Consider the following 25595-nt stretch of genomic DNA (forward strand, 5'->3'; position numbering starts at 1 on the left):
ACGCCGAGTGTCGGTGGCTGGTCCTACCCTCAGATAAAACCGGTTGCCCAGCATGCGACCGAGTGCGAGTCTGTAGGACTTGCCTCCGCCCCGACGACCCCAGAAGCGATGACTAAAGGCAACGAATCACCGATCACCGCGCGCCAGCCGATCACCGACGTGACCGGCTGGCTGGACGATCTACCGAGTCCCGCGGACAGGGCGCTGCGCGCGCTCGGCGAGTTGCTCGTCGGCGTCGCCGATCGACCGCCGAAAAATGAGAACGCGGAACGCTTCACCACCCGGTGCCTTGGCGTGCGGGGTTACGGCGCCGTCATCGACGAGGACCGTGAGCTCAATGGGGTGACTCGCGTAACCGTCGCTCTCGCCGTCGCGGAGCTGATCGACGAGCACGCTGACGTAGTGGAACTGGGTCCGGGCGAGTACGCCGATGCGCCCGCCTGGACACAGACCGAGATCGGCGATCACACATATCACCACCCGCAGCACCTGCGGGCGGCCTTCCCCGCCGGAACCTTGCTGCCCGGTACTCCTTGCGTAGTCAGGATTGTCACCCGCGCGAGCGCCCTCAATTCCCCCGAAGTCACGGCCTTCGTCGCCCGTGAGCACCAGGCAGGTGCCCGCGCTGTGCTGGACCGGCTGATGGAACGGGGTAATGCGCTCCACCCATACCGCGGGAAGGCGTGCCGGGCGAGCTTGGACCACGGCCTGCGGCTGCAGGTAATTGAACTTCCTGACTCGCTCACCCGCGAGACGGTGGTAGTCGACGAATCAGTGTGGTACGAAATCGATCTCGGGGTCACCGCGGTGCGGGACCGACACGAGCTTTTGAACCGCCACGGTCTCGGCGCGCGCCGTGGCGTCCTTCTGGTCGGCCCGCCCGGCACCGGGAAGTCGGCGGTTTCGGCGGTGATCGCCAACGAGCTCGTCGGAGTCTTCACGGTCATTTACGTGGAGGCGCGGGCCGGCGCGGAACTGTTGACCGCGGTCGTTGAAGAAGCGCAGCATTTGGGCGGCCCGGTGTTGATGATTCTCGAAGACGTGGACTTGTGGTGCCGCGACCGCCGCACTGGCGGCTCCGGTGGCCTCTCTGAGTTGCTTATGGCCATGGACGTTGACCCGGATGCCCGCATCCTGACTCTCGCGTCGACAAACGATGCGCAGACGCTCGATGCCGCCGCCATCCGCACCGGCCGATTCGACTCGATTGTCGAGGTGGCCTACCCCGACCGCGCGGCGGCGGGCCGCATTCTCTCCGCGCTGATCGCTGGCCTACCCGGTCGGGCTGGCGTGGACACGGCTGCCGTGGTGGCCCGGTTGCCCGAAATGACGAGCGGCAGTGATCTGCGTGAGATCGTGCGGCGGGCGGTACTTTCTACTCCGGACGACGGCGAAATCTCCACCGCCGCGCTGCTAGCTGAGGTCGGCAGCGGTAGGTATCGAGCCGAGCCGGCAGTGGGGCACTACCTATAGCGCCTCGGTGAAGCCCGCTGCAGCATCGGCAGAGTGGTCGATGCCTTACCCTCGTCGAACCCGCGAAGCCTCAGGCGAATTTGCCCGGGTTCGCCGCGACGGCTCTGCGTAGCGTCGGTCGGTTCGCCCGGTAGGCCTGTACGACGGGCTCGAGCTCCTGCGGACTCGCCCCATGCATGATGACGGAGTGCACCCCCAGCTGGAACTGCCGGGCGATGGTGCTCGCGCAGTCCCGAGCCGATCCTGATGCCACCGAGGTCAACCATTCGGCGGGAACGAGGTCGGCGAGCCGTTGCAACGTTTCAAACGAGGCACTGGCATCGATGGGCCCGGCGGTGGCGGCATCGGTAAACAGGTCGGACTGGCGGATCTGCTCCCACACGACGCGATCCCAGCCGTTGGCGGAGACCAGCACATCGGGATAGGCCTGCAAATAGGTCGCCAGTCGGCCGACTCCACGGCGCAGTTGATCGTCCGGCGACAACGAGTCGCACACCGTCGCCAGGCAAGCCCAGATACGGATGCTGTCCGGATCGCGGCCCGCGCGTTCGGCTCCGCGCCGCACGGCTGCGATCGATGCCGTTGTCGCCTCGTCGGAGAAGAAGGTGTGGAGCACAACGAAATCGGCGATCTCACCGGCAAGTTCCATCGTTTTGGGGCCGACGCCCACCAGGCCGATCGGTGGGCCGTCGGCCAAGCCGTTCGCGTGGCGCAGCATCGGCCACTTCCCGGCCGGGCCGTCGTGGTTGAGGATCATCTCGCCCGCCCAGAGCCGGCGCAGGATCCCGAAGAAGTCACGCAGCCGCGCCGCGGTCACCACCGGCAGGCCGATCGCCGGCCAATACCCGGCCATTCCGCGGCCGAACGCCATGGCGAAGCGGCCCTCGGTCAGCGCGTGCATTGTTGAGCCCACGGTCGCGGTCACGGTGGGGTGCCGGGTGTGGTGATTGGTCGACGGGGCGATCCCCAACTTGGAGCTGCACCCCGCCACGGCGCCGCTGAGAACCGCCGGGTCTTTAACGGTGAAGCGTTCGCCGATGTGGCAGGAGCCCAGGCCGAGCGCCTCGGCCGCCCGGGCTTCGGGCAGGACCACGCGAGCGTCGGCGGGGTGCCTGGTCACCGCGTAGTAGCCCAGTTCGTTCAATTGAACGTCGGCGTTCCCCGCGGTCGAATGGTCGGCGACCTGCGGTGCAACGCGCTTCATCACGGGCCTCCCAATGCAATTACACTACGGTGAGTAGCGTTATATAAACAGACTTGGCGACCGTTGTCGATGACGCTTTCGCGCCGTTGGCTCGATTGCCGGTGGCGCCGAGCAGTCCGTTGTTGTTGCCGTAGAGCCGGATGCCCTTGCACTGCCCGCCCCGCCGTTGACGCCCAACCCCGAGTGCTCCTAAGCTGGCCCATATTGACAACGCATGTTGTCCAAACCTCTAACAGTGACTGGGAGTGCGCCCTCGTGACTCAAGAAATGTCGGATAGCTGCCCGGCGGCCAGCGATGCGGAGATGGCGTCGGGCTGTCCCGTGAGCAGCGGTGGCTACGACGCGCCCCCGGTTCCGCTCGGTCCGGACTCGCTGACCTGGAAATACTTCGGTCAATGGACGGGGCGGTTCCAGGGGACCTGGGCGGGCTCGATGCAGAACATGCACCCGCAGCTGGGCGCCGCGGTCAAAGATCACTCGATCTTCTTCATGGAGCGCATCCCGCGGCTGATGCGCTCGATCTACCCGATCGGCGGCGTGGTGTTCGACGGCTACCGCGCCCCGCAGACCGGCGCCGAGGTCCGCGACTACCACATCGGCCTCAACGGCGTCGACGACCAGGGACGCCGCTACAGCGCGCTGAACCCCGACGTCTTCTACTGGGCGCACGCGACGTTCTTCAAGTCCACCCTGCTGGCCGCCGAGAAATTCGCCGGCGGACTGAGCGAGGACGACAAGCGACAACTCTTCGACGAGCACATCACCTGGTATCGCATGTACGGGATGAGCATGCGCCCGGTGCCCAAAACCTGGGAAGACTTCCAGGAGTACTGGGATCACATGTGCCGCAACGTCTTGGAGAACACCTGGGCGGCCCGTGAGGTCATGGACTTATCGACGATGCCCAAACACCCCTCCCTGGAGTGGATTCCGGATTGGTTGTGGGCGCTGAACCTCAAGGTCATGCAGCGCTTCCTGACGTTCATGACGGTGGCACTCTACGACCCGCCGGTGCGTGAACTCATGGGCTACACCTGGTCGGCCCGCCAGGAGCGGGTGCACGGCTACCTCTGCAAGGTGATCACGTTCGCCTCGAAGTACGGCCCCAAGCGTGCGCTGATGCATCCGCGCAAGCGTTCGGCGCTCGACCGCGCCTCGGGCCGCCTTCCGGTGGACGCACCGCTGGTGCAGACCCCGGCGCGCAACCTGCCGCCGGTCGAGTACCGCGACAGCCCGCACTTCTACTGCCCGAAAGTCGGCTGAATCGCCAGCTGGCATTGCCCCTGGCGTCATCGGGCATTGCGCGGAATCCTTGGAAGATGACCAAGCGCATCCTCAACGTCGTCTCCAACGTCGCCCACTACGAGGATCCGTCCGAGCCGACCGGGCTGTGGCTCTCGGAGCTGACGCACGCCTACGACGTCTTCGCCGACGCCGGTTACGGCCAGACGATCGCCAGCCCGAAAGGCGGACCCTCACCACTGGAGCCGCGGTCCCTGAAGTTTCCGAACTACAACAAGAGCGCCAAAGCGTGGAAGGCCGACGACGCGAAGATGGCGCTGCTGGCCGACACCGCCTCACCCGATGAAATCGACTCGGCGGACTATGACGCGATCTACTTCACCGGCGGCCACGCGGTCATGTTCGACTTCCCCGACAGCGAAGGCCTGCAACGCATCACCCGGGAGATCTTTGAGCGCGGGGGAGTCGTGTCCTCGGTCTGTCACGGCTACTGCGGCCTGCTCAACACCACACTGTCGGACGGATCCCTGCTGGTCGCCGATCGCAGGCTCACCGGGTTCTCCTGGACGGAGGAGGTCGTGGCCCGAGTCGACAAGCTGGTGCCCTACAACGTCGAAGCGGAGATCAAGAAGCGCGGCGCCCGGTACGGCAAGGGCCTACTTCCGTTTGTCTCCCACGTCGTCGTCGACGGACGGTTGGTGACGGGCCAGAATCCCGGGTCGGCCAAGGCCACGGCCAAAAAGGTCGTCTCGGTGCTCGGCGGCTGAGCCGGTCACCCGCCGGACCGCAATGTCGGTAGGGTGCGACCGTGGCGGCAGCGCGCAACACGGTGGTGTTGACCGACGAGTTCCGGGACGCATTGGGACTGCTCGCAGCGGGCCGAAACCTGTTCCTGACAGGTAAGGCCGGCACCGGTAAGTCGACGCTCATCCGCCACTTCATGGCCGACACCGACCGCAACGTCGTGGTCGTCGCGCCGACGGGGATCGCTGCCCTCAACGTCGACGGCCACACCATCCACCGCCTGTTCGGATTCCGGCCCACCACCACGCTGTCCGATGTCAGCGGTGGGGATTACCGGCCCGGACGTTTCGCCAAAACGCTCGGCAAGCTGCAGACGCTGATCATCGACGAGGCGTCCATGGTGCGCGCCGACGTGTTCGACATGATCGCGGCGGCGTTACAGCGGTTCGGCCCGGAACCCGGAACCGCGTTCGGTGGCGTGCAGGTCGTGTTGGTCGGCGACCTGTACCAGTTGCCGCCGGTGGTCACCGAGGGTGAGCAGCACTACTTTTCGACGACCTATGACACCCCGTACTTCTTTTCGGCGAACGCCTTCAGTCGTGACGACTTCCCGAGCGTCTCGCTGACGACGGTGTTCCGTCAGCTCGGAGATGATCGGATGACCGCGATTCTCAACGAGATTCGTGAAGGTGTACTACTCGGTCACGCGAGGGCGCACCTCGACGCCCGGGTGGACCGCGACTTCGTACCCCCGGACGACGAATTCTGGTTGACCTTGGCGCCGACCAACAGGCTGGTGACGGCGCGAAACAGGCAGCAGCTCGAACGGTTACCCGGCGAGGAAATGCTGCACCGCGCCACCGAATCCGGCGACCTGGCCCTGTTCGACAAGCCACTTGACGACGACTTGCGGTTCAAGGTCGGCGCGCAGGTGATGATGCTCAACAACGATCAGTCGGAGCGCTGGGTGAACGGCTCGATCGGACGCGTGGTGGGCGTGGGATATGACCGTCACGGGGCGGTCGTCGAAGTCGAATTCCCTGACGGTGACATCGCCGAGGTCGCCCCGTTCACCTGGGAGGCAACCCGTCCGGTGGTCGAGGGTGGAAGTCTGCGCCGAGAGGTGGTTGGCACGTTCACCCAGTTGCCGTTCAAGCTGGCCTGGGCGATCACGATTCACAAGAGTCAGGGCCAGACCTTGGACCGCCTGGTGGTGGACCTGTCCGGCGGGATGTTTTCCACCGGTCAGCTCTACGTGGCCCTGAGCCGGTGCACCTCGTTGGCGGGTCTGGTGCTGAAACGCCCTGTGCTGCCGAAGGATCTGAAGGTGGACCGCCGAATCGCCCGGTTCCTACGCGCCTCGTCCACCAGCGACCGGTCTCGCCGCTTCTGTGCGATCGGTCTGCTCACCGTCGGCGATGAGGGCCGGATGTCGCGACCGCGTCCGGTGGAACTGGCGGTGGCGTTCGACGACGGTACCGCGGTGTCGACGCTGATCAATCCGCAACGCGACCTGGCCGACGCCCGACAGGCCTACCGGATCGGGGTGGCGGATGTGCTGCTGGCGCCCACATTGCGGGAGGCCTGGGCAGTGATCGAGCCGATGCTGGCCGGCTGCACGCCGGTGGGAGCGAAGATCGACGAGACGCTGGGGTTGATCGACTTCGAACTGAAACGGCTGGGTCACGTCGTTCCCATGCCGCTGGGCATCGACGTGCCGGGCGCAACCGCTTCCGCCCCAACGGCTTTGCAGCGGGCCCGGTCCGCGCTCGACAATCTCGGTGCTGTCGACCCGGAGACCGGCTCGTCGCCGTTCGAGGAACCCGACGAGACCGAGGCACTGTCGGGAACCCTGGTCAGCCGCGACCATGACGCCGAAACGCCGACCGCAGAGCACCTTCCGGCCCTGTCGGCGTTGCTGCGGATCAGCCGCGGCCTCGGCGCTATTCTGCTGGGCACCACCGCGGCAGGCGAGGTACCGGTGGCGGGGGAGACAAGCTGGGAACACGCCGCCCGCCGGTCGGCCGCCGACCAACTGTTGCTGGCGGCATCACGGACTCGGTTACCGGACGAGGTGCTCGCGCGGTTACGCGGCGCGTTGGAGGCGCTGGGCGCCGGTGACCTGCCCGCCGAGCTGGCTCCGACGTCACCGCTGAACAGCGACATCGGCGCGGTGCTGGTTCCCGGTGCGCGTATCTGTTTCACCGGCACCGCCGTCGACGGCCAAGGCCGGGTGATGGATCGCGACGAGATGGAGCGCCTGGCCGCCTCGGCCGGACTGGCGCCGGTGCGCTCGGTGACCAAGACGCGGTGCGAGGTGCTGGTCATCGCAGAAGCCGGCACTCAGTCCGGAAAGGCCCGCAAGGCCCAGGAATACGGCAAACCGGTATTCACCGTCGACGAATTCTTCGGCTGGCTCGCGACCCGGTGACCTGGAGGGTTAAGCCGGCCTTGGCGCTCAGTCCAAGTCGGCGAGGGCTTTGCGCGCGGCTTCGAGCTCGGCCTCCAGGGCGGCGACTTTGGCGGCCTGCTGGCAGCGCGCCTCGTCCATCAACGCCTCGATCGGCGTGAACAGCTCCTCGTGCAGTTCCTTGGCGGCGCGGGAGACGGCGGCCGCCGCAACCGGCACATTGCGGACCAAGTAGGTGCTGCCCTGCTTGATCTCGGCGCGCCACTCGCCGTCGGCGGTACCGGTCACGGTGAGGGTCAACTCGAACGTCTTGGCCTTCTTGCCGGCCGTCTTCCTGCTCGGGGCTTTTGCTTCGGAAGCCACGACAGGAGCGTCCGGGGTCGGTGTGCTCTCGGCAGGTAGATCCACCCGGGGGGCGTAGTCGGCCACGGTCGGGGCGGCTACGGCGAAAGTCGATGCGGTCATGATTGCGGCGAACTCCTTCTCATCGTCGCCCGCGCGACGAGCGGGCCGGACCTGGACCCCCATTAGAACACACGTTCGACGTGCGGGGTGGCCGGGTGAGCCGCGCCGCGTCGCTCAGTCCGGGGGCGCCGGGGTCATCGAGGTGACGAAGTACGTCTCGTGGCCGGTCGGGTAGCCGCCGCCATTGGTGGCGATGTGGACGTGGTCGTAGTGGTTGGCGGTCTCGTTGCCGTAGTCGGACGTCCAATTGCCCCCACCGACGCCGGGGTAGATCTTCTGCCGCCAGATCACGTGGTTGACGCCCCAGCGCTTGGCGTTGGCCAGCGCATAACCCGCGATCTGGTCGCCGAGCAGGATGCCGGCCTCGCTGTGGTAATCCGGAATCATCACGTCGATCGCCAGCCCGTCCGGATGCCAACGCAACGGATCTTGGCGGTACCCGTAGATCGTCTTGATCTCCTGAAACAGCACGCCGATGGTGCGGGCCGCCCAGATGGTCTTGACCTGCAGGCCGTTCTCGGGTGCTACCCCGGCCGGCAGCGGGAAGGTGAATTGCTGGCCTTCGCTCGGTATCGGCACATTGGCGGCCAGCGCGGCGGCCTCGGCGGGGTCGGCCATGCGAATCTTTCCGGCGGGGGGCGGTGCGGGCGATGCTGCCGCGTCAGCCGTCTCGGTGGGCGCCGGCGCCGGCGGGTGGGTGCTCTGGGCGTAGATCAGGGCGGCGGAGACGGCCAGCGACGCCGCGATGGCGACGCCGCGGCCGCAGCGCCGGGCGATCTTCCCTCTGTCCACCACCTGCACTTTAGTGAATTGACCTCGGATATCGCAGGACAGTGGCCCAGGACGGCTAACGCGTCGGATGGGACAGCGCGAGCGCGGACCGTTGCGTTACCGCCTCACCTGTGTCATCTCAACCGCCGGCCGTTGAGGTAGACGTGTTCGATGTTGCGGTCATCGCCGCAGTAGATGAGCTTTTCGACGCGCTGCGGCAGGGTCGTCTGCCGGTGCTGCGTCCACCTCGAGTCGTCGATGACGAGCGCGTCGAACCTATAGCCCGGTTCGAAACTGCCGGTCTTGCCGAAGAAGCTGCCGCCGCCCTTGGTGGCGCAGTAGTACGCCTCGGCTGCCGGCACCGGGCGCGACGCCTGGCCGGTCAGGTAGCTCATCGCGCCGGATTCGATTGCGCCGACGATATTGTCGAACATGTTGAGTGTGTGGCCGGCCCCGATGTCGCTGCCGAGACCGACGCGGATGCCCATGTCGTGGTACTGCGCGAGGGGCATCACACCGCTGAGCAGGTTCAGATTTGAGTGCGGACAGTGCGCGACCAGCATGCCGGTGTCACGGATCGTCTTCTTCTCGCGATCGTCGAGATAAATGGCATGGGCCACAACGGTGTTGGCGTTCTCCATCAAACCCGCACGTTGATAAGTCTCGAGGAAGTCGGCGCAGTCCGGGTGCATCTGCAATGTCTTCTCGACCTCGGAGCGGTTCTCCGCCAGATGGGCGTGGCACGCGATGTCGAACTCGGCGGCCTGCTCGGCGAGCCCGGCCATCAGCTCGCGCGTGCAGAGCGCGGCCGTACTCGGCCCGACCGCCGGTGTCACCAGCGCCGACTTGGACACCGTGTGGGCGAGAAAACGCCGGGAGTCGGCGATCGCGTGGGCGGTGTCCTGGCGTGCATCGGCGGGTGCGTTGCGGTCCCGGGACACCTTGGCCACACAGGACCTCAGTCCGGCCGCGATGAGTTTGTCGACCAGGATCGCGGTGCCCTCGGCATGGATGGTGCCCATGACGATCGAACCGGTGATGCCGTTGCGCAACAGGGAGTCGGCGAACTGGCGGTAGATCGAGTCGGCGTAGGCCGTGTCGGCCAGGGCGGCCTCTTGGGGCAGGGCCAGCGTATTCAGCCAGTCGATCAGCTCGGTGCTGGACTGCAATCCGGTGATCGGCAGTTGGGAGGCGTGCGCGTGCGCGTCGGTGAAACCGGGCAGCAGCAGCCGATCGCCATGGTCGGTGACCGGCGCACCGTCGTACCGGTCCGGTAGCTCGGCGAGGCACTCGACGATGACACCGTCGTTGTCGACGACGACATAGCCGTCGGCGAGGGTGACGAAGTCTTGCGGCGTCGGGGTGAAGACGATGTTGCCGCGGTGGATGCGCACGCTCAGCGCCGCGCCCGGTCGATGCGCCTGATCAACCGCGCCGTCGCCTCCTCGGCGACGAGCCCCGCGGTCTTCGCGTGCTTTTTCGCCCGGTTCAGCGCCGCGCGGATGGTGACCCCCTGCTCGTAGGCTTCCACTACCCGTGGATCCACGTAGGAACTGCGGGCCACCGCCGGTGTGTTGCCCAATTCCTCAGAGACAGCACGCATTACCGCGGCGATCTCCCGGCGCCGAACGGTTTTCGAGGTCGGCTCGCGGGCGGCGGCGAAACTCTCGGCCGCCAGCACGGTGCCGTGCCAGGTGCGTAGGTCCTTGACGCTGAACTGTTCACCGGTCAGTTCCCGGAACCGCTCGTTGAGATCGTCGGCGCGCACCTCGCACCAGCCCTCGGGTGTGCGGTACACCAGCAGACGGGGGATATCGGTCGGCGCACGCAACAGCGACCGCACCGCCCGGACCACCAGCGGATCGTCCACCGAAACCGTCCGCCGCACGCCGCTTTTGGCCGGATAGTCGAAGTCCACGCAGTCGCTGCGGATCCGGACGTGGTCACGCAGCAGGGTCGCCAGCCCGAAGCTGCCGTTCTCCTGGGCGTACTCCTCGCCGCCGGCCCGGAAATAGCCCCGGTCGATCAGCTGCTGGGCGACCGCCAGCACCCGGTCGCGTTTCAGCCCGCGGCCGCGTAGGTCGACCAGGACGTCGGCGCGCCACTGCGGCAGCATCTTGGCCAGGGTCAGCACCCGGTCGTATTTCTCCTCGGCTCGTTCGTCCTGCCACTGCTGGTGGTACAGATACTGCCGACGTCCGGCGGCGTCGGTTCCGACGGCCTGGACGTGTCCGTTGGGATAGGGGCAGATCCACACGTTGCGCCACGCCGGCGGGATGGCCAGCTCCTTGATCCGGGCGAGCACCTCGGGGTCGTCGACCGGGCGTTGTCCGTCGGTGTAGGAGAAGCCGCGGCCCCGTCCGATCCGGCGGAACCCGCTGGCCCCGATGTTGCTCCTGCGCAGCCTCATGGCACGGAGTTACCCGCGGGGCACCCCGCCGACACACGGTGCTGCTACGCGCCGGGGCACAGCTCGTGTTGTGCGGCCTCCGCGATGAGGGGGAACTGCGGCCACGCCGGATAATGCGGTTGCTGAATTTCCACGCTGCGGCCCACGCGCAGGTTCTCGCAGATCATGTGCCCGAGCGCCCGCACACTGGGCTCGGTTATCGGCTCGTCGCCTGCGTAGCGGGCGGTGTAGCCGTGGGCATTGAGGTAGTTCATGAAGCCGGCGTCGTCGGCGCGGGCTGGGACAGCGCACAGAACGGCACCCACCGAGAAGCCGGCGGCAGCCAGCGCTGCGGTGAACCGGGCGACCCAACTCATAACGGCGATGCTACGGCGAGCACGGCCGGGCCGGGATGACCGGTCGGCGATCCGAGGACGGCAAGCGCCCTCGACGCAGGCCGGATACTGCTAGCGTCAGCGCCGAGAACAGAAAGGCGCTGGACGTGAAATCAACCGCCTTGGCGACAACCCTGGCCGCGAGTGCGCTGGCCGCGCTGATCGGTGCTGCGTCAGCGGCTCACGCCGACCCACTCAATCCCCGGGACCCCGATTACTGCGGCAACAGCCCGGACATCCTGCTGTGCTCCGCTCAGAAGTCGACCTACCCGAATGCGGGGGAGATGGCCTACCTCAACGCCATCCGTCCGCAGTTCCCGCCCGGCAGCGAAGCGCCGCGGCTGGCCGCCGGGCGCACCGCCTGCCTGGAGTTCCCCAAGCATCCGACCAGTCTGATCGTCGAGCAGGTCTCGGTCTACCTGCAGATCCCCAAGCCGACCGCCGGCCAGGTGGTGGACTCGGCCCACGCCAACATCTGCCCGTCGGCGCAGCCCCAGGGCTGAACCGGCTCACCCGCCGTCGGCGCGCAGCCCGTCGCGGATCGCAGCCTGTGCGGCGACATCGCACTCGTTGTAGCGCAGGCACCATTGCCGAGCCGCGTCGGCCTCCGGCCCGTGGCCGCGGGCGACGTCGATCGCCAGCTGAGACGCCAGGCCGCCGGGGTCATCGACCTCCCACTGAAAGTCGAAGTACCCGGCGACGCATTTGATCGACGACGAGGTGCGGGCGAAGTACTCCGCGTCGAACCACTGGCGCAGATCGCAGGTGAGCCCGTCGAGGGCTTCAGCGACGGCGGTGAATCTGCGGGTGCTCGACAGCTCGGGATGATGCCAGTGAAAGACGCGTAGGGATTTGCCCTCCCGCTCGGCGCGGTCGCGCAATCGCCGCATGCGCAAGGCGAATTCGTCGGCGAGCTCGGCTTCGCCGCCGTCATCGAGCGGTGCGAAAGAGACCACCGGGTCGTAGCAGGCGGTGGTGTCGTCCTGGCCGTCGCGGATGCGCAGACCCCACTGGTAGATCCTGGCGTCGCTGTCCCACTCGATGTCGAAGTCGACCTCGATATCGGCGGACGGCACCGCGGGGAGGTCTGGCCCGCGCTGCTCGTAATCGACTTCGGCACAGCTCATCCGGGCGCGCCGGACCGCCTTTGCCAGCCGGTCCGCCGGCTTCTGGGTGCCGACCGATTGGATACCGAACGCCTCGGCGTGGGCGTCCGGGTCGACCTCGGCCAACTGCGCGACGGTCAAGGTCGTGCCGTCGCCGCACTGCCGGTACAGATACTGCCATTCTCGGACGTTGAGGTGGCCGGTCTCGATCGCGAAGGATGCGTCCTCGTCACCGGCCACCGTGGCGCAGTGGTCGAACCAATCGCAGGTGTGGCAGTCACCGATCCGGTAGGGCCGCACCAATTCACGTCCGGCCGCCGCTGCCTGGGCGACTTGGAGGCGAAAGGCGAACTCGTGGTCGTAGCGCTGCAGGGCGGAACGCTTCTTGCGGTGGCTCGGGTCGCTGGCGGAGTAGGTGATGATGGTCTCGGCTTGCAGGTCATACCAGGTGATCCCGTGCGTTTCGCCGATGAGTTCGGTGAGGTCCGAGCTGCCGATGATGCCGCCCAGGTGCACGCCGGGGTGATACCCCAGCTCCTGCAGCATCCGGGTGTAGTGCGCCAGCTGCATGACATCGTCACGCCAGCGTGCCCCGTGATCGCTGTAGCCGGGACAGGTCAGGGGTTGATCCGGCGCCGACAGGGTCGACACCACCACCTCGGAGCGTTTCGACGTGCTTACGGTGCGGTGGTTCTTGATGTCGACCGGCAGATAGCCGCCTTGGTATCGGATCAGCACGTCGGGCAGGCCGGTGCGGCCGTTCACCGGTGGCAGGAGCCCACCGGCGATCACGTCGACGCCGGCGTCCAACGCCGCCAGGGTGCGCCGCCGCTGCTCGGCTCGGCCGGTATCGGCGTCGAGCACCACCAGCCGTCCGGAATCGCCGTAGCTATCGCGCAACTCCTCGAGGATCTCGGTCTCGAAGGCGACACCGGCCTCGCGCAACGCCACCAGCTCCGGCGAGGCAACGGTCGGTTCCGCGACACCGGGAGCGAACAGGTTATGGGTGACGCGGGCGCACCGCTTGGCGTGATATCCGCCGAGCGTGACCGGTAGTTCCACCACCGCAGTATCGTCCACGGCGATGAGTGACGACGACCGTGCCCGCTGGGACGCCAAATACGCCGACCGGGGCGTGCCGGAGCCGAACGCAACCGGTGGGGCGGCGGTGTTCGAGGCCTACTGGGACGAGTTTCCGACCACGGGCCATGCGCTCGACGTCGCTTGCGGGCAGGGGACCGGTGCGGTCTGGCTGGCCGGGCGGGGGTTGCAGGTCTGGGGATTCGACGTATCCCCGGTGGCGATCGAGCAGGCCCGCGCTCTGGCGGCCCGCAGCGGTCTCGGCGACCGGTGCCGCTTCGAGGTCGCTGACCTCGATGACGGCTTGCCCGACGGGCCGCCCGCCGACGTCATCTACTGTGCCCGGTTCCGCGACCGGCGGCTGGACGCGCCGATGATCGCGCGCCTGGCGCCGGGCGGACTGTTGGCCATCACCGCGCTCAGCCAGCTCGGCGGTGCCGCCGGGCGGTTCCGGGTCGCACCCGGTGAGCTCCGCGCGGCGTTCGCCGATCTTGAGCTGATCGCGGACGGCGAAGGGCAGGGGCTGGCGTGGCTGCTGGCACAACGCCGCAGCGAGGCAACGGCGTCGGCGGGTTAAGCCGGCGCGGGCGCGTTCTGGTCGATCGGCGCGGGACCCGGCTCGGCCGGCGGCTCGCCCGCCAACGGGCCGTCCATCGGCGGGGCCTCACCGGGCGGCAGGTCCATCGGGGCGTCGAACGGCGGCGGCGCATCGAATGGCGGGGCCTCGGCGGGCGGGGCCTCCGGCGGCGGGGCCATCTCGAAGCCCATCGGCTCGGCGGGCGGTTCGGGAGCGGGAGGCTCTACCAGGGCGGCGAACTGCACGGGGGCTTCCATCGGGGGCGCCTCTGGCGCGTCAGTAGCCATCGGCAGGTACATGTGGTGGGTGAACTGGGGCTGGTAGGCGCCGCCGCCGCCGATCCGCACGCCGCCGGGCTCGCCACTGGCCACCGGGGTGCCGTCGGGCAGCGTGACCGCGGTGTGGTGGCTGTTCCAGCCCACTACCAGGGCGCCGGGAGCGGTGCCGTACTGGAAGCCGCGGGCCAGCAGCGCCGACTCTTCGTTGGCGGTGTGAAACCGGTCGCCGAAGGCCGGCCGGCCGGTGGCCACATTGGACACCCACGAGGCCAGGCCCGAGCAGTCCGTTCCGGCGGGGCTGTCCCCACCGGTGATGTACGGCGTGCCCGAAACCTGCTGGATGAGCGCCATCAGCGCGTCGAGACCAAACATGACCAGGCACATTAACAATGGCTTTCTGCGCCCACCAAAATCTGTGGCAGGCATCACGTTTGAAGTGAAACATGTTAGGCATTACGCCGCAACAGAAAACACCAGGTAGAGCGATGAAAATGGGCCGCCTGGACCGCATTTCGACCGTCGAGAACACCGAGAAGCGCAGGTAGACGTTGTCGCGGCGTTATTTGAGAGTGCTTGAAACGGAACCTATTTCAATTGCAAGCGAAAAGGCCTGGCAAATGGAATAACTGGACGTGCGATGCCGGGATCACCGCCGAGAACTGCTGATGCGCATCGGCTATCGCTGCGGTGGTCGACAACATCAGCGATTCCCGTTGGGGTGTCACCGGTTTCGGCATATGGCGCACCGAGGACCTACCGATTCGGACCGATGTTGCAGCAGGTGCGCCGCACTCGAGCCGGTGACCTATTCCGGCGGTGTAGCGCGGTTGACACCGGTCCATGCTCACCGGCGCGGGGGCAGACCGCGCCGGCCGGAGCCCTGCGGCTCCCGGCCCGGGGGCGCCGACGACTGAACACCGCACCACCTGGTCAGAGCAGAAAGTGAGAAGATGGCGGCGACGCGCACGCCGATCAGCGGCCGTTACCGATGCGGACGTGAGACGGTATCAAGCTATGCAGAACCTCAGCTACCTGACTTACGAAGAGTTCGGGCGGAAGTTCTTCGAGATCGCGGTCACCGAAGAGCGCGTGGCAGCCGCGTTCGCCGCGATCGCCGGCGATGAGTTCGAGATGCCCCCGATGCGTCAGGGCCCGGGCCGGATCGCCCGGGTCAGCGCCAAGGTGCGCATCCAGCAGCCCCGGGTGGCGCGCGGCCTCGGCGACCTGCTCACGTTCGCCATCAACATTCCGCTGGAGATCGACCTGCTCATCGACCTGCGGCTGGACAAGCAGCGGTTCACCGTCGCCGGCGACATCGCGCTGCGGGCCACGGCGCGGGCCGCCGAGCCGTTGCTGCTGATCATCGATGTGCCTAAACCGCGGTCGTCCGACATCACCGTGGAGGTGTCGTCGACGTCCATTCGCGGTGAGCTGCTGCGGATCTTCGCCGGTGTCGACGGGGAGATCCGACGGTTCATCGCGAGCTACGTGGCCGACGAGATCGAGAGCCCGCAGTCTCAGCAGGCCCAGATCATCGATGTGGCCGAGCGACTGGACGCGGCCTGGACGGGGATCTGACCGAGCGCCGCAAGAACCCGCGCGCGGCTACGGGATGGCGGGGATCGCCGGAATAGCGGGGATCGCCGGGATGGCCGGAATCGCCGGGATCGCCGGAATGGCGGGGATAGCGGGGGCTGATGGAACCCGGGGCGCCGCCGGCGCCGGCGCGGTCTGGGCTTCACCCTGAGGTGCGGGGCGCTCGACGGCGGGTGCGGCACTGGTGAGCGGGGCGTCGGGGCCGGTGGTCAGATCCGGCACGGTGGCGGCTTCACCGGGGGCGATCGGCGCCAGTGGGGCGGCCGGGGCATCGGTGGCCTCGCCGACCGCGCCTTCCTCGGTATCGCCGTCGCAGTCACCGCAGGCGGTCGCGACCGCGCCGACGGCGAGCCCGGCCACCACCATGGACAGGACTGACTTTCCGATACCGCGATTCCGCATGGATTCTCCCGTCGCTCGGTTGCTCGGACCTACCCTACGATGGCCCGGCGGACGGGTCGGTTACAGCGTCTGGCGATGCCCGAAGAACTCGTGATCCTCGTTGTAGCCGCCGTAGCCTCCGCCGACTTCGCGGAAGTGCGCGACGAACTCGATTCCCTTGAGCCACTTGACCATTTTGAAACCGTGCTGCAGTTCGTTGCGCAGTCGCAGCGGCGCTCCGTGGCCGTAGCTGAGCGGTTCGTCGTTCATCCGGTAAGCCAGCATCGTCAGATGGTGGTCCATCTGCGCGATGTCGTGGGCGTCGTAGTAGAGACCGCCGTCGGACCCGGGCGCCATCGAGTAGAACACCACCCACTTGGCCTCGGGCAGTGGTTTGACGATGTCGAGGATCGTGGTCATCGCGACGCCGCCCCACTTGGCCACCCCGGACCAACCCTGAATGCAGAAGTGCTGGGTGATCTGCTCGTGGTAAGGCAGGGCTTTCAGCTCATCGAGGGAAGCACCTGGACATCTCCGCAACGACCTGCAACGCAGCAAGGGGCCGGCCTTGATGGCCGGCCCCTCACTGCGTCGAGCGTGCGTCAGATGGTCTGGTGGCGACCGAAGAACTTGTGGTCTTCGCTGTAGCCGCCGTGCCCGCTGCCGATCTCCTTGTACGAGGCGACGAACTCGATGCCCTTGATCCACTTGACCAGCTTGTAGCCGTGCTGCAACTCGTTACGCAGCCGCAGCGGCCGGCCGTGCATGTAGGGCAGCGGCTGGTCGTTCATGTTGTAGGCCAGCATCGACATGTGATGCCACATCTGGTCGACCGGGTGCGCGTTGTAGAAGATGCCGCCGGTGGCGCCCAGGCCCATCGAGTAGAAGATGGCCCACTTGGCCTCCGGCAGGGGCTTGACGATGTTCATGATCGTCGACATCTGCACGCCGCCCCACTTGGCCACACCGGACCAAGCCTGCACACACATATGCTGGGTGATCTGGTCGTGGTAGGGCAGTGCCTTGAGGTCCTCCAACGAGAACTCCATCGGATTCTCTACCAGGCCATAGACTTTCAGCCGCCAGTCTTTGAAGTCGCCGGCCTCCAACTCCTTGTACTCCACGGTCTCCGGCAACCGGCCGTTGCGCCAGTGGAACGGCGAGATGTCGTCCTCGGTGAAGGTGCCGGGCTGCGGGTTGAGCTTTTCCAGCGCCCGCTGGAACGGTCCGATCAGGGCGTAGCCGACCTTCTGGACGACCCGCGGGTAGCGGAGCGTCAGCGGGGTGGCGGCGACCCAGCCGATGGTGCACACCACCGCGGCCACGCAGAACACATAGAACCCGGTGGCGCTGTGGCATTCGGGCCCGGCGCCCGGGGCGCAACCGCGAGCGGCGAACATGTGGTTGAGGTTGTCGAAGGCGTCGGTGGCGAACACCATCGTGACGTGCACCAGGATGAACATCAGGAAGTAGACCAGCACCACGAAGTGCAGGGACCGGGCGATCTGCAGGTTCAGCCGCATGTGCTTGCTGATCAGCCCGAGTCGCTGTGACAGCGCCGGGGACATGCCCAGCGCGGTGATCAACGCGGCCGGGGCGGCGATGAACACCGTGACGAAGTACGAGATCAACTGCAGCGCGTTGTAGTTGGTCCAGGTGTGGTCGTCGGGCCAGTCCAGCGATGCGTACTGGATCATCACCGAGGCGGCGTGCGGGAAGATGTCCCAGCTGGTCGGCACGATGCGCCGCCACTGCCCGGTGGTGAACAGCAGCACGTAGAAGATCGCGCCGTTGAGCAGCCACAGCACGCCGGTGCCCATGTGCCACCACCGGGCCAGGCCGATCGAGTGCCGGAAGCCGGGCAGGCCGAACTGTGCCGGCAGCGCCACGGTGTCGGCGTTGGCGGTCCAGTACGGGTCGTCGGGAACCGGCGGCCCGACCCGCAGCCATTCGTCTTTACCGGGGGTGGAGTTGCGGCTGAAGTACAGGCGCGGGTGGTCACAGAGGATCTGGATGCCTGCCCGGATGATGAAGATCATCATGAACAGGTTGAAGAAGTGCGTCCAGCCGGCCCACGCGGGCAGGCCCTCTTCGACCGCAGACGAGGGAGTGCTGCCCGGGTATTGAGCGATGAAGTCTTCGACGCCGGGGATATTGCGGACCCCTTTGCCGATCGCGATCATCGCTATCATCCCGACGAAACCGATCGGGATCAGCCACAGCAGGTTTAACCACCTGTCTTTGCCGACGCGCAGATGCGGGGCAACCGCGCGACGGGAAAGGTCGAAGCCGCCGCCATAGGTCTCGACGTCGACGGTGTCGTCGTGATTCTTATGAATCTCGGTGCGGTAGCCCTGTTCCAGCTCCAACTCGACGTCGACGACGTCGGTGGAGTACTTGACGTGGTGGGTTGTCTCTTCCGCTGCTGGTGAGGTGGCAGGACCCCGTGGGTCGAGCTGCCCTTCAGCGCCCTGTCCGTCGATCGTTGTCACGCCGCGACAGTACAGCCGGGAACCTCTCGCTCTGCCGGTCTGACACCAAATGCACAGGCTTCTGGCAGGAAGTTCAGATATCGCAGATGCGGATCGTGACCCTAACGGCTGCCGTCATTGCGGTCTCGAGCCGTCGGCGTGTTTCGGGCCGCGACGGCCTTGTGATCGGCGCGATTTTTTCCCGGCGAGCACCGGGGTTGACCCTGGCCGGCGCGCCGGCGCACTCGTGCGAATCTCGCGCGTAACTGACCGTTTACCTGATGCGTCCATAATTCGGGGGAGAACCGGCGAACCGAATTCGCCATCGCTGCCGGATTGCAATCTGCGCAACAGGCGGCCGCTGCGCAACAGGGCTAGCATGCGCAGAGGAGAAACGTGTGATCAGGCAGGGGTAGATGACCACCAATAAAGCAGTGCAACGGGCGGGGGTTGGGACACACCGTGGCTGACGAACAGCGGGGGCCCGGCTACGGCCTGGGGTTGTCGACGCGCACCCAGATGACCGGGTACCAATTCCTGGCGCGACGCACCGCGATGGCCTTGACCCGCTGGCAGGTTCGGATGGAGGTGGAACCGGGCCGGCGGCAGGCGCTGGCCGTGGTCGCCTCGGTCTCGGCGGCCTCGGTCATCTGCCTCGGAGCGCTGCTGTGGTCGTTTCTGAGCCCGTCGGGCCAGCTGAACGAATCGCCGATAATCGCCGACCGTGATTCGGGTGCCCTCTACGTGCGGGTCGGCGGCACCTTATATCCGGCGCTGAATTTGGCCTCGGCCCGGCTGATTGCCGGTCGGGCCGACAATCCCCACAAAGTGCGCGCCACGCAGATCGCCGAACAGCCGCACGGCCCGCTCGTCGGCATCCCCGGGGCGCCCTCGGACATTCAGCCGACCTCACCGACGTCCTCGTCGTGGCTGATCTGCGACACCGTCGCCAATGTCCAGGGTGTCGGAGTGACGTCACCGGTGACGGTCACCGTGATCGACGGCAGCCCCGACCTCGACCGCGATTCCCGGCGCCGGGTGCTCGACGGCCCGGACTCCGTGGTGCTGCGCTACGGCGACGAATCGTGGGTCGTGCGGCAGGGCCGGCGCTCGCGCATCGACGCCGCCGACCGGGCGGTGCTGTTGCCGCTGGGTCTCACGCCCGAACAGGTCGAGCATGCCCGGCCGATGAGCCAGGCGCTGTTCGACGCTTTGCCGGTGGGGCCGGAGCTGGCGGTGCCGTTCGTGCCCGACGCCGGTCGTCCGCCGGCCTTCCCCAACGCGCCTGGGCCGGTGGGAACCGTCTTCACCACTCCACAATTGGCTGGGCCGCAACAGTATTCGGTGGTCCTGATGAACGGTGTGCAGACGGTGTCGTCGGTGGTGGCCCGCATTCTGCAGAACGCCGGGGCGACCGCGGGCGGTGCGCCGGCCGTGGTGGCACCGCCGGCGCTGGCCAAGATGCCGGTGGTCACCGGGCTGGACCTGTCGGCCTACCCGGAGGGGCCGCTCAAGGTCGTGGACATGAAGGAGAACCCGTCCACCTGCTGGTGGTGGGAGCGTTCCAACGGCGAAAGCCGGGCCCGGGTGCAGGTGGTGTCCGGCCCCACGATCCCGGTGCCGCAGAAGCAGATCAGCCGCGTGGTGTCACTGGTGAAGACCAACGATAAAAGCATGCCGCAGGCCGACCGGGTCTACTTCGGTCCGGGCTACGGCAACTTCGTCGCGGTGACCGGCAACGACCCGGACGCCTCCACCCGGGAATCGTTGTGGTGGTTGTCCGCCTCCGGTGTGCGATTCGGCGTCCCCGGCGACGACGAGCGCAAGGCACTGGGGCTGGTCGGTGAGCCCGCATTGGCACCGTCGGTGGCATTGCGGCTGCTCGCGCATGGCCCGACGCTGTCCCGCCAGGATGCGCTGGTACGCCACGACACCCTGCCAACCGATATGAACCCTGCAGAATTGGCGGTGCCCAAGTGAAACGTGGATACGCCCGGCCGACGCCGGAACGCGCTCCGGTGGTCAAGCCGGAGAACATCGTCTTGCCGACGCCGCTGAGCGTCCCGCCGCCGGAGGGCAAGCCGTGGTGGCTGGTGGTGGTCGGCGTGCTGGTCGTCGGCCTGCTGGTCGGCATGGTGTCGATGACGGTGGCCAACGGCTCCCGGATGTTCCTGGGCGCCGGCGCCATCTTCCCGATCTTCATGATCGGCGGCATCGCGATGATGATGTTCGGCGGCCGCTTCGGCGGCGGCGCCCAGCAGTTGAGCCGGCCCAAACTCGACGCGATGCGTGCCCAGTTCATGCTCATGCTGGACCGGCTGCGGGAGTCGGCCGCGGAGTCCGCCGACAGCATGGACGCCAACTACCGGTGGTACCACCCGGCGCCGTCCACGCTGGCCGCCGCGGTCGGATCATCGCGGATGTGGGAGCGCCAGCCCAACGGCAAGGACCTCAACTTCGGGCTGGCTCGGGTCGGGGTCGGCATGACGCGGCCCGAGGTCACCTGGGGCGAGCCGCAGAACATGCCCACCGACATCGAGCTCGAACCGGTGACCGGCAAGGCGCTGCAGGAGTTCGGGCGCTATCAGAGTGTGGTCTACAACCTGCCCAAGATGGTCTCGCTGCTGGTCGAGCCGTGGTATTCGCTGGTCGGCGATCGCGAGCACGTGCTCGGGCTGATGCGCGCGATCATCTGCCAGTTGGCGTTCTCGCACGGACCTGACCACCTCCGCATGGTTGTCGTCACTTCCGATGTGGAGCAATGGGATTGGGTGAAGTGGCTGCCGCACTTCGGCGACCCGCGCCGCCAAGACGCCGCCGGTAACGCCCGCATGGTGTACGGCTCGGTGCGCGACTTCGCCACCGAACACGCCGAGCTGTTCTCCGGGCGCGGATCGTTCATGCCGCGGCACGCCAGCTCGTCGGCGGAGACGCCGACGCCGCACCACCTGATCATCGTCGACGGCGATGATCCGCAGTGGGAGTACGTCAACACCACCGAGGGCATCGACGGGGTGACGTTCTTCGACTTGACCGGCGCACCCGAGTGGCGGGGCGTTTCGCAGCGGGTGCTGCGCTTCGACGACAGGGGCATCATCAACGCGCTGCCGCGCGACCGGGACACCTGGATGGTCATCGACGACAACGAGTGGTTCTTCGCCCTGGCCGACCAGGTCAGTCCGACCGACGCCGAGCAGTTCGCGCAGCGGATGGCGCACTGGCGGCTGGCCGAGGCCTACGAGGAGATCGGTCAGCGGGTGACCCACCACATCGGGGCCCGCGACATCCTGTCCTACTACGGCATCGAGGACGCCGGGCGGATCGACTTCGCCCAGCTGTGGACCAGCCGGCAGCAGGAGGGCACCCGGGCCCGGTTGCGGGTGCCGTTCGGCAACCGCTCCGACAACGGTGAGCTGTTGTTCCTCGACATGAAGTCGCTGGACGAGGGCGGCGACGGCCCGCACGGCGTCATGTCCGGAACCACCGGCTCGGGTAAGTCGACGCTGGTGCGCACGGTGATCGAATCGCTGCTGCTGGCCCACCCGCCGGACGAGCTGCAGTTCGTGCTGGCCGACCTCAAGGGCGGGTCGGCGGTCAAGCCGTTCTCCGGGGTACCGCACGTGTCGCGCATCATCACCGACCTGGAAGACGACCAGGCGCTGATGGAACGCTTCCTGGAGGCGATGTGGGGCGAGATCGCGCGCCGCAAGTCGATGTGCGACAGCGCGGGCGTCGACGGCGCCAAGGAGTACAACGAGATTCGGTCCCGGATGCGGGCGCGCGGCGACCACAGCCTGCCGCCGCTGCCGATGCTGGTCGTGGTGATCGACGAGTTCTACGAGTGGTTCCGCATCATGCCGACGGCGGTAGAGGTGCTCGACTCGATCGGCCGGCAGGGCCGCGCCTACTGGGTGCACCTGATGATGGCGTCGCAGACCATCGAGAGCCGCGCCGAGAAGCTGATGGAGAACATGGGCTACCGGCTGGTGCTCAAGGCGCAGACGGCCGGTGCGGCACAGGCTGCCGGCGTGCCGAACGCGGTGAACCTGCCGGGCAAGGCCGGCCTGGGCTACTTCCGCAAGAGCGGCGAAGAGGTCATCCGTTTCCAGGCCGAGTTCCTGTGGCGCGACTACCACCGCGGCGGGATCCTCGACGACGAGGCGTTGCCGCAGGTGCACTCCATCGACTACATCCGGCCGCAGCTGTTCACCACCGCCTTCACTCCGCTGGAGGTCAGCGTCAGCGGGACTGAGCTCGAGGCGGCCGAGGAGACCCCGGCCATCACCGCCACCCCGGCCGAGGAGCCCCCCGCCGAGGACGAGGACTTCATCCGGACGCCCAAGGTCGGCACGGTCATCATCGACCAGCTGCGCCAGATCGACTTCGAGCCCTACCGGCTGTGGCAGCCCCCGTTGGACGTCCCGGTGGCCGTCGACGAGTTGGTGAACCGCTACCTCGGGCACCCGTGGCAGCAGGACTACGGCACCCGCCGGGACCTGGTGTTCCCGATCGGTGTCATCGACCGGCCGTACAAGCACGACCAGCCGCCGTGGACGGTGGACACCTCCGGGCCGGGCGCCAACGTGCTGATCCTGGGCGCTGGCGGTGCCGGCAAGACGACTGCGCTTCAGACGCTGATCTCCTCGGCGGCGTTGACGCACACCCCCGAACAGGTCCAGTTCTACTGCCTGGCCTACAGCGGTACCTCGCTGACCACGGTCGCCAGCCTGCCTCACGTGGGCAGCGTCTGCGGGCCGACCGACCCCGACGGCGTGCGCCGCACGGTCGCCGAACTGCTGGCGCTGGTGCGGACCCGCAAGCGCAGCTTCCTGGAGAACGACGTGGCCTCGATGGACGTCTTCCGCCGGCGCAAGTTCGCCGGTGCCCCCGGCAAAGTGCCCAACGACGGGTTCGGCGACGTCTACCTGGTGGTCGACAATTACCGGGCGCTGTCCGAAGACAACGAGGTGCTCGTCGAGCAGGTCAACCAGATCATCAACCAGGGACCGTCGTTCGGCGTGCACGTGGTGGTGACCGCCGACCGCGAGTCGGAGTTGCGCCCGCCGGTCCGCAGCGGCTTCGGATCCCGGGTCGAGCTGCGCCTGGCCGCGGTGGAGGACGCCAAGCTGGTGCGTTCCCGGTTCGCCAAGGATGTCCCGGTCAAGCCGGGCCGGGGCATGGTCGCGGTCAACTACGTGCGACTGGACAGCGATCCCCAGTCCGGTCTGCACACGCTCATCGCCCGGCCGGCGATGGCCGGCACCGACGAGCGGGTCTTCGAATCCGACAGCGTCGGCGCCGCGGTCAGCCAGGTCGCGGTGGGCCGGGTGCGCCCGGTGCGGCGCCTGCCGGCGCGGTTCGGGCTGGACGAGGTGCGGGCGGTCGCGGCCAACGACAAGCGCGAAGGTGTGGGCGCCGGGGGCATCGCGTGGGCGATCTCCGAACTCGACCTGCAGCCGGTCTATCTGAACTTCGCCGAGAACGGGCACCTGATGGTGACCGGTCGCCGGGAAAGCGGTCGCACCACCACGCTGGCCACCATCATGAGCGAGATCGAGCGGCTGTACGCACCCGGTTCCAGCACCGCGCCGCCCACCGGGCAGCCGTCTGCGCAGGTGTGGCTGATCGACCCCCGTCGGCAGCTGTTGACCACCCTGGGCTCGGACTACGTGGAGAAGTTCGCCTACAACATGGACGGGGCGGTCGCGTTGATCAACGAGTTGGCGGCCACGCTGGCCAACCGTGAGCCACCGCCGGGCCTGTCGGCCGAGGAGTTGCTGTCCCGCACCTGGTGGAGCGGACCGGAGATCTTCTTGATCATCGACGACATCCAGCAGTTCCCGCCCGGGTTCGACTCGCCGTTCCAGAAGGCCGCCCCCTGGGTGACCCGGTCGGCGGATGTGGGCCTGCACGTGATCGCCACCCGGACTTTCGGCGGTTGGTCCTCGGCGGGCAGCGACCCGCTGCTGCGGGCCCTGCACCAGGCCAACGCGCCACTGCTGGTGATGGACGCCGACCCGGACGAAGGCTTTATCCGCGGCAAGATGAAGGGCGGCCCGCTGCCCCGCGGCCGCGGCCTGCTGATGGCCGAGGACACCGGGGTGTTCGTGCAGGTCGCCGCGACCGAGCTGCGGCGCGCGCCGGCGCAGGAACGAACGGCCACCCCGGTTCGCTGAGCCGTGTCCCGCCAGTCACCGCTGTGACGCCTGTAACAGCGTCGAGCAGTTGCTGGCGGGGTCACGCGCGGCGCGGCCGGCGGCATTTCGCCGCGACCAGATTTAAATCGCGGGGGCCGTTGCGGGCGCGCCGGCGCGGCGTGGCGCGGGCGCCTGCGGCGCGGAATTGCAAGATTGTGTTTCAGCAGGTCCGCTTCGTTTCAGGGGTGGCGACACCGGCCCCGGGTTACCCCTTCGTTACCCCAGGTGAACAGTTGCTTCGGCCAGATGAACAGTAGGCATCATGGGCCGTATCGGCCGTTTTCAGCGCTTACGCTCAGTGGCAGAACGATTGCTGACGGCGATCCGAGGAGGAAATCCAATGTCGTTCGTGAACGCGCAACCGGAAGCGCTGGCCGCCGCGGCCGGGAACTTGAGCGGAATCGGTGCGGCGCTGAACGCGCAGAACGCCGCGGCCGCCGCCCCGACCACCGGCGTGGTTCCGGCTGCCGCCGATGAGGTCTCCGCGTTGACCGCCGCACAGTTCGCCGCCCACGCGACGATGTACCAGCAGGTGAGCGCGCAGGCCGCGGCGATCCACGAGATGTTCGTAGCCACCCTCAACAGCAGTGCCACCTCCTACGCCGCCACCGAGGCCGCCAACGCGGCTTCGGCGGGCTGATGGGAGGAGAGCCGTTCTTTTGTGCACAGCCGGACATGACCGGCGGCTCTATCCGGTGACCAGGTAACTACGAGAAACAACAACCAACGAACTTCAAGACAAGGAGAGACAACAGTGGCAACACGTTTTATGACCGATCCGGACGCGATGCGCAGCATGGCGGGGCGTTTCGATGT

20 protein-coding genes and 1 pseudogene are annotated in these 25595 nt (G+C 67.4%); 10 read left to right on the forward strand and 11 right to left on the reverse strand.

Annotated elements, in window-relative coordinates; genetic code table 11:
* Positions 1-108 precede the first annotated feature (108 nt).
* Positions 109-1473: an ATP-binding protein gene (locus tag A5648_RS07110; RefSeq protein WP_065023867.1), complete on the forward strand. Its 1365-nt coding sequence runs from the start codon at positions 109-111 to the stop codon at positions 1471-1473.
* A 70-nt stretch (positions 1474-1543) separates the two neighbouring features.
* Here the strand turns inward: A5648_RS07110 and A5648_RS07115 are convergent, their stop codons facing one another.
* Positions 1544-2677, reverse strand: coding sequence for a TIGR03857 family LLM class F420-dependent oxidoreductase (locus A5648_RS07115; RefSeq protein ID WP_065023868.1), 1134 nt, complete (start codon positions 2675-2677; stop codon positions 1544-1546).
* Positions 2678-2944: 267 nt separating this feature from the next.
* Between A5648_RS07115 and A5648_RS07120 the strand changes: the two genes are divergently transcribed.
* The 3 genes from A5648_RS07120 to A5648_RS07130 are packed head-to-tail and all read left to right on the forward strand — an operon-like array spanning position 2945 to position 7094.
* Complete coding sequence (locus A5648_RS07120; RefSeq protein WP_207511613.1) at positions 2945-3940, forward strand: oxygenase MpaB family protein; 996 nt, start codon at positions 2945-2947, stop codon at positions 3938-3940.
* Between the two features lie 56 nt (positions 3941-3996).
* Positions 3997-4686, forward strand: coding sequence for a type 1 glutamine amidotransferase domain-containing protein (locus A5648_RS07125; RefSeq protein ID WP_065023870.1), 690 nt, complete (start codon positions 3997-3999; stop codon positions 4684-4686).
* Between the two features lie 41 nt (positions 4687-4727).
* Positions 4728-7094, forward strand: coding sequence for an AAA family ATPase (locus tag A5648_RS07130; protein WP_234787339.1), 2367 nt, complete (start codon positions 4728-4730; stop codon positions 7092-7094).
* Positions 7095-7121: 27 nt separating this feature from the next.
* Here the strand turns inward: A5648_RS07130 and A5648_RS07135 are convergent, their stop codons facing one another.
* The 5 genes from A5648_RS07135 to A5648_RS07155 form a co-directional block, all read right to left on the reverse strand.
* Positions 7122-7538 (reverse strand): DUF6319 family protein, encoded by a 417-nt coding sequence (locus A5648_RS07135; protein WP_065023889.1) that lies wholly within the window; start codon positions 7536-7538, stop codon positions 7122-7124.
* 114 nt (positions 7539-7652) lie between these two features.
* Complete coding sequence (locus A5648_RS07140; protein ID WP_428844317.1) at positions 7653-8360, reverse strand: glycoside hydrolase; 708 nt, start codon at positions 8358-8360, stop codon at positions 7653-7655.
* 83 nt (positions 8361-8443) lie between these two features.
* Positions 8444-9703 carry an amidohydrolase family protein gene (locus A5648_RS07145; protein ID WP_165607303.1) on the reverse strand — a complete coding sequence of 420 codons (1260 nt, stop codon included), beginning with the start codon at positions 9701-9703 and terminating at the stop codon, positions 8444-8446.
* A gap of 2 nt (positions 9704-9705) precedes the next feature.
* A complete protein-coding gene (locus A5648_RS07150) occupies positions 9706-10719 on the reverse strand; it encodes a DNA topoisomerase IB (protein ID WP_065023872.1) in 1014 nt (337 codons plus the stop codon).
* Between the two features lie 44 nt (positions 10720-10763).
* Positions 10764-11075, reverse strand: a complete 312-nt coding sequence (locus tag A5648_RS07155) for a DUF732 domain-containing protein (RefSeq protein ID WP_065023873.1) — start codon at positions 11073-11075, stop codon at positions 10764-10766.
* Between the two features lie 125 nt (positions 11076-11200).
* On the opposite strand from A5648_RS07155, the gene A5648_RS07160 reads away from it, so the two are divergent.
* Positions 11201-11596, forward strand: a complete 396-nt coding sequence (locus A5648_RS07160; protein ID WP_065023874.1) for a hypothetical protein — start codon at positions 11201-11203, stop codon at positions 11594-11596.
* Positions 11597-11602: 6 nt separating this feature from the next.
* On the opposite strand, the gene A5648_RS07165 is transcribed toward A5648_RS07160, so the two are convergent.
* Positions 11603-13261: a recombinase RecB gene (locus tag A5648_RS07165; protein WP_065023891.1), complete on the reverse strand. Its 1659-nt coding sequence runs from the start codon at positions 13259-13261 to the stop codon at positions 11603-11605.
* Positions 13262-13283: 22 nt separating this feature from the next.
* On the opposite strand from A5648_RS07165, the gene A5648_RS07170 reads away from it, so the two are divergent.
* A complete protein-coding gene (locus A5648_RS07170) occupies positions 13284-13856 on the forward strand; it encodes a class I SAM-dependent methyltransferase (RefSeq protein ID WP_065023875.1) in 573 nt (190 codons plus the stop codon).
* Here the strand turns inward: A5648_RS07170 and A5648_RS25030 are convergent.
* Positions 13853-14506 (reverse strand): glycoside hydrolase, encoded by a 654-nt coding sequence (locus A5648_RS25030; RefSeq protein WP_065023892.1) that lies wholly within the window; start codon positions 14504-14506, stop codon positions 13853-13855. The two genes, A5648_RS07170 and A5648_RS25030, sit on opposite strands and share 4 nt — an antisense overlap.
* Positions 14507-15148: 642 nt before the next feature.
* On the opposite strand from A5648_RS25030, the gene A5648_RS07180 reads away from it, so the two are divergent.
* Positions 15149-15712, forward strand: a complete 564-nt coding sequence (locus tag A5648_RS07180; RefSeq protein WP_065023876.1) for a hypothetical protein — start codon at positions 15149-15151, stop codon at positions 15710-15712.
* A 27-nt stretch (positions 15713-15739) separates the two neighbouring features.
* Here the strand turns inward: A5648_RS07180 and A5648_RS07185 are convergent, their stop codons facing one another.
* From A5648_RS07185 to A5648_RS07195, 3 genes and pseudogenes are all read right to left on the reverse strand, one after another.
* Complete coding sequence (locus A5648_RS07185) at positions 15740-16132, reverse strand: hypothetical protein (RefSeq protein WP_131810533.1); 393 nt, start codon at positions 16130-16132, stop codon at positions 15740-15742.
* A gap of 60 nt (positions 16133-16192) precedes the next feature.
* A pseudogene (locus A5648_RS22500) lies at positions 16193-16630 on the reverse strand (molybdopterin-dependent oxidoreductase); the annotation flags it as partial.
* An 83-nt stretch (positions 16631-16713) separates the two neighbouring features.
* The gene (locus tag A5648_RS07195) at positions 16714-18603 is read right to left on the reverse strand and encodes a molybdopterin-dependent oxidoreductase (RefSeq protein WP_428844316.1); all 1890 of its coding nucleotides are present in this window, start codon (positions 18601-18603) and stop codon (positions 16714-16716) included.
* 441 nt (positions 18604-19044) lie between these two features.
* Between A5648_RS07195 and eccB the strand changes: the two genes are divergently transcribed.
* The 3 genes from eccB (at position 19045) to A5648_RS07210 (ending at position 25419) form a co-directional block, all read left to right on the forward strand.
* Positions 19045-20562, forward strand: a complete 1518-nt coding sequence (gene eccB, locus A5648_RS07200; protein ID WP_065023879.1) for a type VII secretion protein EccB — start codon at positions 19045-19047, stop codon at positions 20560-20562.
* A complete protein-coding gene (gene eccCa / locus A5648_RS07205) occupies positions 20559-24758 on the forward strand; it encodes a type VII secretion protein EccCa (protein WP_065023880.1) in 4200 nt (1399 codons plus the stop codon). The genes eccB and eccCa overlap by 4 nt, the downstream gene beginning before the upstream one ends.
* A gap of 361 nt (positions 24759-25119) precedes the next feature.
* The gene (locus A5648_RS07210; protein ID WP_064854056.1) at positions 25120-25419 is read left to right on the forward strand and encodes a PE family protein; all 300 of its coding nucleotides are present in this window, start codon (positions 25120-25122) and stop codon (positions 25417-25419) included.
* The last annotated feature ends 176 nt before the right edge of the window (positions 25420-25595 follow it).

The sequence above is a fragment of the Mycolicibacter sinensis genome, from assembly GCF_001673565.1.
GTDB lineage: Bacteria > Actinomycetota > Actinomycetes > Mycobacteriales > Mycobacteriaceae > Mycobacterium > Mycobacterium sinense_C.